Below are 7,999 nucleotides of genomic sequence, written 5' to 3' on the forward strand. Positions count from 1 at the left end.
ACTTCTACTATAAAAAAAATAGTAGCACAAACCATGGCCTTGGTCTGTACTACTAATGTTAGTATGTTTTACATCACTGGTTACTAAATTAAGGATAAGAAGCGTCGTAAGAATTGACATCCCAATAGACACTTAATTTTAAGTGTACAATATGCTTTGTCCTTTAAATTTCTTTTGTCATTACTGGTCTTACTTCTCTATAAAAGGTATTCCAAATCCCTATGTGAAGGAAAATGGCATACTTCAATTCGTACGCCATTTCTGATGTCAATTTACCATTATGCACCTCAAAACGGAACGGTTTACTATTTTATGGTGGCTGGATTTTTTTTGAAAAAAATTATATTTAGTACCTTGCATTAATCAGTACTGTATATTATTATATGTATATGGAAGCAAATGTATTTTTTTTGACTAGCTAGTATACATCGTTCAGTAGTGATTGGTATAGCTAACTAAGGAAAGGAGGACAATTCCTTTGAATGTCCAATTTAAAAAAGGGGTTTTGGAATTATGTGTGTTGATTCTCATTTCCAAAAAGGATCAATACGGCTATGAATTAGCTCAAAATATTTCCAGTAAGATAGAAGTGGCGGAAGGAACATTGTATCCGCTCCTTAGAAGATTAACAAAAGAAGACTATTTAACAACTTACCTAGCAGAATCCACAGAAGGGCCACCTAGAAAATACTATTCGTTAACGTTAAAAGGAAAAGAATACATGAATTTGCTAGTCGATGAATGGCAGCAGTTTTCGTTTGCCGTCAATCTATTTATTGAGGAGGGTTTAGGAAATGGTCAAAAATGAGTTTTTGGATAAATTGGAATATCTTTTAAGTAGAGTTCCTGAACAGGATCGCAAAGAAATGCTTTACGATTATCAGGAACATTTCGAAATAGGATTTGCAAATGGAAGAAGTCAGGCAGAATTAATTGCCGAGTTAGGTGACCCCCATGTGATTGCTCGTGATTTGTTAGCCGATTATCGAATTGGTAGAGCTGAAAAGGATAAAACGCCAACGAATATGGGGCGTGCAATTGTTGCTACGATTAGTCTTAGTTTTTTTAATCTCGTTTTTATTCTGGGGCCAGTGGCTGGCTTATTTGGAGCATATGTTGCTCTATGTGCGGTTTCATTTGGTTTGACAATCTTACCATTAGCTATCTTAGGCTCCTATTTTTTTGACTATAGCTATGAGTCATTCCTTGTAAACTTTTTTGTTTCTTTAACATCCTTTAGTTTAGGAGTGTTAATGAGTATCGGGATGATTTATGTCGGCAAATTTTTCTACAATGTTGTTCTTCGCTATATAAAATTCAATGTCAAAGTGATTAAGGGGGATAAAGCAGCATGAAAAAAGTCGTTTATCTTATGTTAATGTTATTTATTATTGGGGTTGTAGGAACGTTAGTGTCTGTAAGTGCTTCTGGTGGATTTTCGCTAGATACCTATAATGTGAGTGATAAGGCTGTTGTTAATAATGTAGACATCTCTCGAGTCAAAATTGATTTATCAAGTAGTGATGTAACTGTTCATTCCTCAGATACAGACGAAATCACAGTAGAAATGAATGGTAAAATAAGTAAAAAATTAAAGAAAAAGCTGAAACTTGATGTACAAGAAAAAAGTAAAACTTTAAAAATTGGTCTAGCTGGTGAGGACCAAATTAAATTTAACATCGGTGTATTAATCGTAGATACGAATGTGGAAGTTTTTTTACCGCAAAAAATATATGACTCTATTCAAATAGATACCTCTTCAGGGGATATTTTAATTCAGGATTTAAAAGCGAAAGAGACCATTTTCGATACTAGCTCTGGGGATATCATCGCAAGAAACATGTACACGGAAGTGAATCGTTTCCATAGCTCATCTGGTGAAATGGAATTATCAAATGTGACAGGTGATATCCAAGCAGAGAGCTCATCAGGTGACATGATTATTGATTATGTTAATGCAAATGGAAATCTTGATGCCAAAACGAGCAGCGGTGATGTTTCTGTAACCTATCGAAATGAACCTAACTCGTTGGCGATTGATTTCCAGGGTAGCTCTGGTGAAGGTGAAGTTTCTTTAAAAGCTGTAAGTTATGAAGAGAAATCAGAGAATTCTATCAGGGGCGTAATTGGAGAAGGCTTTTATAAACTGAAAGTGGAAACTTCCTCGGGAGATTTTTCTTTAAGATAGTCGGTCTGCTTAGCAGGCCTGTTTTTTTTAACTCAGTTAGGTTAACTGGAGCAGGTTTTCACCCGAATGATTTAAAAACTTCCCTCAGTTCGCCCAACTGCAGCGGGCTTTCACCCACCCGAAGAAATATCAATAATGAAAATGGCCGCTATCTACACAGAATAGCGGCCTTTTACATTATTTCAATCTAACTTTAACATCCCCTTCTATCCAACTAGGGAATGAATTAATTTCAACTGATACAGTCCCCTTCAATTGTTTTAAATTTTCAATTTCAATTCCAAAATTCGTTTCACCGAGATCTTCACGTGTACTTCTCAAAAACGAACCTGATTGGAGTTCGTTCCCTTCACTGTCAAACACCCGGCCAAAGATATAATTTGAAAACGCCTCTTCCGTTACCATTTTAAAATGAAGATATCCACCTTCCACCTTTACCTCACGGAGAAAGTCCCCTTCAGGCTGCTTAAGAATTTTTCCAGCTCCAACATCGACCATAACAAATTCCTCATCTCGTTCAATCGCTTGCAGCTTATTTAAAGCTAAATTTAGTTCCTTCGGCTGACGGAAATAATTACTTTGGAGGTAGATAATATGTTCATTTTCGGAAATATTGGTTGCTGTTACTCCGTTATTGACTTTATTCCATACCTCACCATTTTCATCTACTAAGCGTAAATCTTCTAGGTTTAAGATTTTTTTCGTATTGCTCGGATCATACTTTAAGTGAACAGCAACACTTAAAGGATAGACAGTTGCACTCATAAAGGTAATTTTTTGTCCTTCAATATCAACGGTTTTATTCACCTTATAGGTTTTCTTCTCTTTCAGATCTTTTGTAAGTGAAAATGGGATCGTTAACTCAGCTGATGTATCACCACTGATTTTTAGTTCCATAACAAATTCATTTGTATCTATATCCTTCTGAAAATAATAATCAATAGTACCAGAAAAATGGGTTTCACCTTTTTCTGAATGGTGAGCCCCTGAGGAAGCACCATACAACAATTCCTTACCATCCTGCCTTTCAAGCTTAAAGGCATCTAAATTTAGATTTTTTTGCTTTTTATCGGCTTCCAAGCTATAGAAAAGGACCATTCCTTTTTTATCCGCTATTGCCCCGTCAATGGTTATTTTCAACCCATTAGCTCTAGCGGATGCCCCAATTTCTTGATAGTAGTCATTTTCGATTGCTGACAGCTTTCCTTTATCTAAGCGAATCATATCAACAATTTTTTCCATTCCAGGTAATACAGCTACATAGTCTGCTAATGCTGGTGAAAGTCGAACCGATGTGAAAAATCCAATTAATAAAACAGCCGCTGCCACAAAGCTATATAGCCACTTCTTCGGACGTGGCTTTTTCACTTCTTCTATTTTTGCTCTCTGGAAACCAGCCATAATCGCAGCATCTAAGGAATCTATTGAAACGGGTATGTTGTCATACATTTTTTTGTAATCTTGAAGTTTCTCTTCTTCTTTGTTAAACATTTAGATTCCCACCTTTCTCTTCAAGTTTTCCTCGAAGTGATTTTAGAGCTTTGTTCAGCCACGTCTTCACGGTTCCTTCAGGGCACTGCATGGAACTGGCAATTTCTTTAATTTTTAGATCGTGAAAATATTTAAGGGTTAAAATTTCTCGTGAGCGGTCGTCTAAGGCTAACATCGCATCCTTTAACTCCAGCTCTTCATGATTCTCAGAGATACCTTGTGCTTGTAATATGTCTTCATTTAATAGCACTCGTTTGTTCTTTTTCAGCTGATCATTACAATAATTAATCATGATGCGGATGAGCCATGTTTTAAAATAGGATGGCTCTCGCACCGTTCCAATACTTTTATAGGCACGGTACGTAATCTCCTGTATTGCCTCTAACGCTTCTTGCTCATTTTTCAAATACGATAATGCTGTTTTAAATAAGTCTATTTTATATAGTTGCATTAGTTTCAAAAAGGCATCATCATCACCGTTGATGGCGTTCTGAACTAATTGTTCATCCATATTCACGTTTCTCGCCCCCTCGCTTAGCGTCTTTCTATATATTAGACCTGTGAGTTAGGAAAAGGTTTTGCGCTTCAAAAAAAAAGATGGTGTCACCCATCCTTTTTTGTTTGTTTTTGTTCAATAGGTGGCAATCCATCAATAAGCTTTTCGGCAGCCCGGCGATACATATTACTGATATTAGCTAAGGAAGCGATGAGTAAAATTTGCTCTAATTGGGGGTCAGCCATTTCCCCGATTCCTTCACTGACTTCCTCTGAGTGTTGCTTAATTTCCTCATGAAAGCTCTCTAGATTTTTCGTATGTATGTCGAGGTAACTGTTATAAAACGCTTCTAAATCAATTTCCTTTTTTACTACCTTTTCATTTACACCGCCAAGAGTTGATTTAATATCACTAATCGATAGAGCCCCTTTTAGTTGATAAATCAGACTGATTAGGATGATATGCTCTTTTGAGTACTTCTTATTTTTTATCGGGAAAAATAACTTTCCTTTTGCGTAGTTATTAATCATCGTCTTCGTTAGGACTTTTTCCTCATCATTCCTTTTAGACCCTGAATATTTATTTTCAAAAAGCTGAATCACTTGATCCATGTACAAATCAATTCCCGGAATATCATCAATTTGCAGATTACTTTCTAGACTCAGCTCGTTTATAAACTCATTTATATTTTTCATAAAAAATATCCCTCTATCTGCTTCATAATTAATCATATTATACCTGAAACTTTCTCCATTGACTAGATGATGGTGTGTATGTATTATTATAAGTAGTATTAAAAACTACATAAGGGAGTGTTAGTATGAACACCTATATTCGCGAACCTATCAATGGACTTACTCATCTTGCAGGGGCTATTTTATCATTCGTTGCACTGATTGCGATGGTGATTAAAGCCTCATTGACTACTGCTTCGCCGCTTTCGATTGCGGCAGTCATTATTTTTGGAATTAGCATGATTTTACTTTATGCAGCTTCGGCCACTTATCATATGGTTATCGCTAAAGACAAAGTCATTTCTTTCCTTAGACGACTTGACCATTCTATGATCTTTATTTTGATCGCTGGTACCTACACTCCCTTTTGTTTAATTAGTTTAAAAGGTGTAACGGGATGGTTATTGTTCTCTTTAGTGACAGGAATAGCTGTGTTAGGGGTTATTTTTAAATTAGTCTGGTTCCATTGCCCCCGCTGGCTTTCAACCGGACTTTATATCGGGATGGGCTGGTTGATGATTTTTTTCGCTGCTCCTTTGTCAGATTCTCTTCATTCAGGTGGTCTTTTCCTTCTTATTCTGGGAGGAATTTTATATACTATTGGTGGGGTCATTTATGGAGTGAAGCCGAAGTTTTTAGCAATGAAATATTGGGGCTACCATGAAATTTTTCATCTATTTATTTTGCTAGGAACGCTTGCACACTTCTTGTCCGTGTTTTTATATGTGATTTAGGTTTTCAGATATGGAGGGAATAGATTGGCAGAGCATCATTTTCATTTAAATGCAAATTGGCCAGGTGGCCGTAATGATGTAGGGGAGATTTCAGCTGGGAACTTAGTTACGAAGGTATCGATTCCACCCGAAATGGCTGGACCAGGAGTTGGTACAAACCCTGATGAAATGCTGCTTGGGGCTGCAGCTACTTGTTATATCATCACACTAGCCGCGATGATGGAACGAAGCAAGCTTGAGAAGATTAGTTTAACGATGGATTCTGAAGGAATTGTCGATGTAACAAATGGGGTCATTACCTATAAAAAAATCATCCATCGTCCACGCGTTGTTTTGAAGGCAGATGCTTCTGAACGTGACGTTCAGTTAACTCAAAAACTTGCTGAGAAAGCCGAAAGCTCTTGTATGATCAGTCGAGCTCTAAAAGGTAACGTGGAAATTAAGCTAGAAGCTAACATTTTAACGCATTAAAGCGATGAGGGACTGTCCCCCAGCGCTTTAATTTTATTGTAAGTCTATTCAATTTCTTCCCAGAAAGTAAGTTTAATCCATTCATCAACATGGTATTTGCTAAAGAATTTTTCATCCTTCACTTTAATATAAGGAATAAAACTGTACGTGTCATAACTAGTTAGTTGAGTTCTTATTGCATCTTGTTGAATGATTATTCTCTTAAACTGATCTTCTGTCATACTCAAGTACTTCGCTGTTTCTCCTAATGTCATTAACCCTTTTTCCATCTCTGTACCGCTTACCTTTTGCATATTCTCAGGGTGCTCAGGCTTTTTGGAAAATTGACATCCAAAAAATACGATGGACATGCTTAACAATAGGATCGCTAATGATAAAAAATGTTTATTCACTTTGAACCTCCTAAAGATTATTTCAACACAAGATTAGTGACTATGGTTCATTATATTTTATCTTCATAATAAATGTCCTTTGATGGTAGAAAAATTGTAAATAGTAAGCATAGAGCGAGCAATACACTTAATACCGAAAATAGTATGCATACAAGCTGTAGTGAGATAAGTTCGGCAAAGAAACCAATAATCAATGTCAAGCCGATTTGAATAATCCCTTGAACCATCTCGGCTACACTTCCGAATCGCCCCATCATTTCGACAGGAACATTTTTTTGAAAAAATGTCGTGTATCCTGTGTTGGCAAATGTCATAAAAAAGCCTAGAAAAACAAATGCGACCGTGGCGGTAATAAAATTAAACGAAGAATAAAAGCCTAGGTATCCTATTGCAGTTAATAGCATTCCTGCCCCAATAAATACTCTTAATGATACTTTCTTGGCTACAATAGCTGCTAGGGATGCTCCGACTAATGCTCCAATCCCGGTAATACTGACAATCAATCCATAATCTTGATCCGTTAATTCCAAGTTCTTTTTGATAAAAGTGACCTCCTGAGGGTCGAGAGCAAATCCAATCAGTGTTGCCGCTTGAAACAATAAATAAACAGTAATAAAATACTTGGCTGACCTTGTAAAATCGATGACGATCTTCCAATCATTTTTGATTGTTTCCCACTTAATAACTCCCCTAACCTTCTCTACTTTCTCATCCACATTCGGCAAAAGATAGATAATGAAAGCACAAACGAAGAAAGAAATCGCGTTGATTATGATGCATAAATCAGTGCCGAAATTCATAATTAAAACACCTGCTAAGGCTGGACCAAGTAAAAAGGCACCTGAATTCGTCATACTCATGATGGAATTAAATCGTTTACGATTTTCTGAAGGTACTAGTTTCGTAATATAAACGGAGGAACTCGGACCAAAGAAGGCAGCAGCTAGATTAATAAAAAACATGATTAGGTATATTGCCCATAAAGATGACAGAAAGGGTATCATAAAAACAAACGCACCCCTAATTACATCTACTAATACCATCAATTTACGCTTGTTTACTCGATCAATAACACTACCGGACCAAGTATTGGTCAGCAAAACAGCAATGGGTCTAATAATATAAAGACCTGCCACAGCAGCTGCTGATCCAGTTAAATCTAAAATGACAAGATTAAGTGCTATTAAGTAAAGCCAATTGCCTAAGTTTGAAATTCCAATTCCCGATATCATAAGGAGTGGATTTTTCCAATTTCGCATGTATTAACCCCTATTAACTGAAAATTTTAAAACTATCACTACCCCATATTCTACCAATTTTCCTGTTTTTCCGATATAATCTTTCCAAAAATAAAAACCAGTTAGTGCTTAGCATAAACCGTTCCGTTTTGAGGTGCAAATCCTGTAAATGACAATGAAAAAGGCGTGCAATCTGACAACAGATTTGACACGCCTTTTTCATTTATGTTGGAGTCTTTGACATCAATAAATTTA

At 36.4% G+C, this 7,999-nt stretch carries 10 protein-coding genes; 5 read left to right on the forward strand and 5 right to left on the reverse strand.

All coding sequences use genetic code 11. The annotated features are described in order from the left end of the window. Positions 1-478: 478 nt before the first annotated feature. Genes LRP83_RS22940 through LRP83_RS22950 form a run of 3 tightly spaced genes read left to right on the forward strand, consistent with a single transcriptional unit; the run spans position 479 to position 2,188 of the window. Entirely contained in the window at positions 479-808 is a 330-nt protein-coding gene (locus LRP83_RS22940; protein ID WP_230499153.1) for a PadR family transcriptional regulator, read from the forward strand. Further along, a complete protein-coding gene (locus LRP83_RS22945; protein ID WP_230499154.1) occupies positions 795-1,355 on the forward strand; it encodes a DUF1700 domain-containing protein in 561 nt (186 codons plus the stop codon). The genes LRP83_RS22940 and LRP83_RS22945 overlap by 14 nt, the downstream gene beginning before the upstream one ends. Next, positions 1,352-2,188 carry a DUF4097 family beta strand repeat-containing protein gene (locus LRP83_RS22950; protein ID WP_230499155.1) on the forward strand — a complete coding sequence of 279 codons (837 nt, stop codon included), beginning with the start codon at positions 1,352-1,354 and terminating at the stop codon, positions 2,186-2,188. Before LRP83_RS22945 ends, LRP83_RS22950 begins: the two co-directional genes overlap by 4 nt. Before the next feature lie 177 nt (positions 2,189-2,365). Here the strand turns inward: LRP83_RS22950 and LRP83_RS22955 are convergent, their stop codons facing one another. From LRP83_RS22955 to LRP83_RS22965, 3 genes are all read right to left on the reverse strand, one after another. Continuing rightward, a complete protein-coding gene (locus LRP83_RS22955) occupies positions 2,366-3,679 on the reverse strand; it encodes a DUF4179 domain-containing protein (protein WP_230499156.1) in 1,314 nt (437 codons plus the stop codon). Continuing rightward, positions 3,672-4,190 (reverse strand): sigma-70 family RNA polymerase sigma factor, encoded by a 519-nt coding sequence (locus LRP83_RS22960; protein ID WP_230499162.1) that lies wholly within the window; start codon positions 4,188-4,190, stop codon positions 3,672-3,674. Before LRP83_RS22960 ends, LRP83_RS22955 begins: the two co-directional genes overlap by 8 nt. A 92-nt stretch (positions 4,191-4,282) precedes the next feature. Then, entirely contained in the window at positions 4,283-4,870 is a 588-nt protein-coding gene (locus LRP83_RS22965; RefSeq protein WP_230499157.1) for a DUF1836 domain-containing protein, read from the reverse strand. Positions 4,871-4,995: 125 nt separating this feature from the next. Between LRP83_RS22965 and trhA the strand changes: the two genes are divergently transcribed. Further along, positions 4,996-5,643, forward strand: coding sequence for a PAQR family membrane homeostasis protein TrhA (trhA, locus tag LRP83_RS22970; RefSeq protein WP_230499158.1), 648 nt, complete (start codon positions 4,996-4,998; stop codon positions 5,641-5,643). Between the two features lie 24 nt (positions 5,644-5,667). After that, a complete protein-coding gene (locus LRP83_RS22975; protein ID WP_230499159.1) occupies positions 5,668-6,114 on the forward strand; it encodes an OsmC family protein in 447 nt (148 codons plus the stop codon). Positions 6,115-6,158: 44 nt separating this feature from the next. On the opposite strand, the gene LRP83_RS22980 is transcribed toward LRP83_RS22975, so the two are convergent. Both LRP83_RS22980 and LRP83_RS22985 read right to left on the reverse strand, forming a co-directional pair. Continuing rightward, on the reverse strand, positions 6,159-6,506 hold the full coding sequence (locus LRP83_RS22980) for a hypothetical protein (RefSeq protein WP_230499160.1): 348 nt from the start codon (positions 6,504-6,506) through the stop codon (positions 6,159-6,161). 50 nt (positions 6,507-6,556) lie between these two features. Next, positions 6,557-7,765: an MFS transporter gene (locus LRP83_RS22985; protein ID WP_230499161.1), complete on the reverse strand. Its 1,209-nt coding sequence runs from the start codon at positions 7,763-7,765 to the stop codon at positions 6,557-6,559. Positions 7,766-7,999 lie beyond the last annotated feature (234 nt).

Origin of the sequence: Pseudoneobacillus rhizosphaerae (genome assembly GCF_917563885.1) — a bacterium.
GTDB classification, from domain to species: domain Bacteria; phylum Bacillota; class Bacilli; order Bacillales; family Cytobacillaceae; genus Pseudoneobacillus; species Pseudoneobacillus rhizosphaerae.